The organism is Microcoleus sp. w1-18aA5 (assembly GCF_036701705.1).
GTDB lineage: Bacteria > Cyanobacteriota > Cyanobacteriia > Cyanobacteriales > Microcoleaceae > Microcoleus.
The window spans coordinates 1-2,601 of sequence record NZ_JAUPTE010000158.1; the positions used below are offsets into that span (position 1 = coordinate 1).

The window sequence follows — 2,601 nt, forward strand, 5'->3', positions numbered from 1 at the left end:
GGCATTCTATTTGACAATATACAGCCTCTTTCTGAGCTTCAGATAGGGGCTTTGTTGTTTTTGCTGAAGTTGCCCTACCTGTTAAACTAATTTCGATCGCCCTCAACCCTCAAAACTATTTGATGCTATGTGGGACACAATTGCCGCGCACATCTGTGAAACAACCGGAGAAACATTTTTGATCGACAATCGCCGTTCCGTAAGCGGTGGCTGCATCAATCAAGGCTATTATATCAGCAGCAGTTCCGGCACTTACTTCGTGAAAATCAATCAAGCTTCCCAAGTCTCGATGTTTGAAGCTGAAGCGCTGGGGTTGCAGCAAATGGGGAAAACCCAGACGATTCGAGTACCTGAGCCGATTTGCTGGGGAACTGAGGGGAATTCAGCTTATATTGTGGTGGAATGGCTGGATTTGGGAAGTCGCGGGGGCGATCAAAGTTGGGAAGAAATGGGGCGAAAACTCGCGGAAATGCACAAATACACATCCCCCAACTCCCCCTTGCTAAGGGGGGGAGAAGAGCCTAATTCGGGCTTGTTCAGGGGGGGTTTTGGGTGGGATATTAATAATACGATCGGCTCAACTATACAAATTAATAATTGGACGGCCAATTGGGCAGAATTTTGGGCAGAACAGCGGATTGGTTATCAGTTTAAATTGGCTAGGCGTCGGGGTGGTCATTTTCCCCAAGGGGAACGTTTATTAAAGGTAATTCCTGAGTTGTTAGCAGGTTACGAACCTCAACCTTCCCTAGTTCACGGGGATTTGTGGGGGGGAAATGCGGGGGTGACATCTGCGGGGGAACCAGTGATTTTTGACCCGGCGGCATATTTTGGAGATAGAGAAGTTGATCTTGCGATGACTGAGCTATTTGGTGGATTTCCGGCGCAGTTTTACCGGGGATACAATCAGGTTTGGCCTTTGGATTCAGGGTATGAAGAACGCAAAACTCTTTATAATCTGTATCACATTTTAAATCATTTTAATTTGTTTGGTGGGAGTTACGAGTCCCAGGCCAATCAAATGATTAATCGAATTTTTGGTAGTTAGGGCTTGCTGAATAATGAGCTAAAAGGTTTATAAGGTTTATATAGCAAGGCTTAGGGGATAGGGCAATCGAACAGAGCGTGCAACAAATACCTCAAGGGGTGACAACAAGGCTACAAAGCACTCTGGAGCAAGGATAAAGCATGAAGCCATTGTTGAAAATTGAGTCGTTGGTGGGGTTTGAGATTCATCAGTACGGCGGCTAAATCCGACCAATTCTGGAAAGATTGACCCCAATCGGGAGCGTGCAATCCCATCCAAAAAGTGCTATAGCGTTCGGTTGAACGTCCGGTTTCAGTGGGACTACAAATATACTCAGCAACAGTTCGATGCTGTAAAGAAGCACCTTGTAAAGTGGCTAGAGTATAAGCGATAGAAATGACTAAAACGAGCGCCATTAACCGCCGCTGGTTGACTTTTGTATTTTCCAGATTATAGCCTCCGGTTTTTAAATCTCGAAACATTGTTTCGATGCCCCATCGAGCGGCATAAACGGAAAGAGTCCGAGGTAAACTTTTCAAACTGGTCAGAATATACCAAGGTTCTTTTGGACCTCTACCTCGATATTTTCGTTTCCAGTACGCCGCTAAATTAAAGTCTCCAAGCTGATGAGCTTTTGTACAATAAATATTGGCATAAAATCGGGAGTTTCCCGGTTTAATATTTAAGTCTTGGAGCGCTCGATAAACGACACCATCATCGGCAATGCAAGTGCCCTTTTTCTGTCGCAAAGCGAAGTCTATCTTCCTTTGCCTGAGCCAAGAAGCCAGTTGGACGCTGTGAAATTCGCGGTCGGCTAAAACCAGAACTGGATAAGGCTTCAACAGCCGCAATACTAGAGTTAAAACTTTTTTTTGTTCGTGCAAGCTACTACTTCCTTTTTTAGGTAATATTTCCCAATAAACGGGAATGGCATGCTTCCCCCAGGCTAAACTTAACACGATTAAATTTCGCTCTTGCCATTGCGTTCTATCGACCATTAAAAACAGATATCCTTGATAAATGAGTTGGAGTTTTTCGACTCGTCTTCGTTGTTGTCGATTGCTCGGTTGACGGCGAAACTCTTGTTTGAGGAGCTGTTTGATGAGTGGAAACCACAACAGCTTGGCTGTCAGTTGAGGTAAGTCTAAAAACCGTTGCAGATTTCTCACTCGACTTTCATACTTTATCGGTTGTGGAAACTTGTTGGCTAAAGTAGATAAGCTGACATCTCGATAGCTTTGTAACATTAACACTAACAATTGTAGCGTTAGATACTGGCGAGGATTTAGATGCGTCTCGAAAACTTTTTGGTATAATTGAGGGAACATATATTTTGTGTGGGGGTCGCAGCGACCCCCCATTTTTTTGGGTGACGGTTGGCTCAAACCCTTATTCTACCTGATTTGCAGCCCTCTTGTCACCCCTTGAGATAAAAAAGTCACTTATTGGTGTAGTGATGAAACTCGTCTAGGGCTGCATACAATTTGTCGCCGCAAGCTGTCGGGGCGACAAGTCGCCTATAACGCTGATAGAATAAGCCTCATAGCTCTTATGCCTTGTTGATAATTAGGTAG

Annotated in this window: 2 protein-coding genes; one reads left to right on the plus strand and one right to left on the minus strand. The window is 44.5% G+C overall.

Going from position 1 to position 2,601, the window contains the following annotated elements:
- Positions 1 to 127: 127 nt before the first annotated feature.
- On the plus strand, positions 128 to 1,048 hold the full coding sequence (locus tag Q5691_RS27435) for a fructosamine kinase family protein (protein ID WP_333217135.1): 921 nt from the start codon (positions 128 to 130) through the stop codon (positions 1,046 to 1,048).
- A gap of 110 nt (positions 1,049 to 1,158) precedes the next feature.
- Here Q5691_RS27435 and Q5691_RS27440 read toward each other — a convergent pair whose 3' ends face one another.
- The gene (locus tag Q5691_RS27440; protein ID WP_333348392.1) at positions 1,159 to 2,355 is read right to left on the minus strand and encodes an IS4 family transposase; all 1,197 of its coding nucleotides are present in this window, start codon (positions 2,353 to 2,355) and stop codon (positions 1,159 to 1,161) included.
- Positions 2,356 to 2,601: the final 246 nt, after the last annotated feature.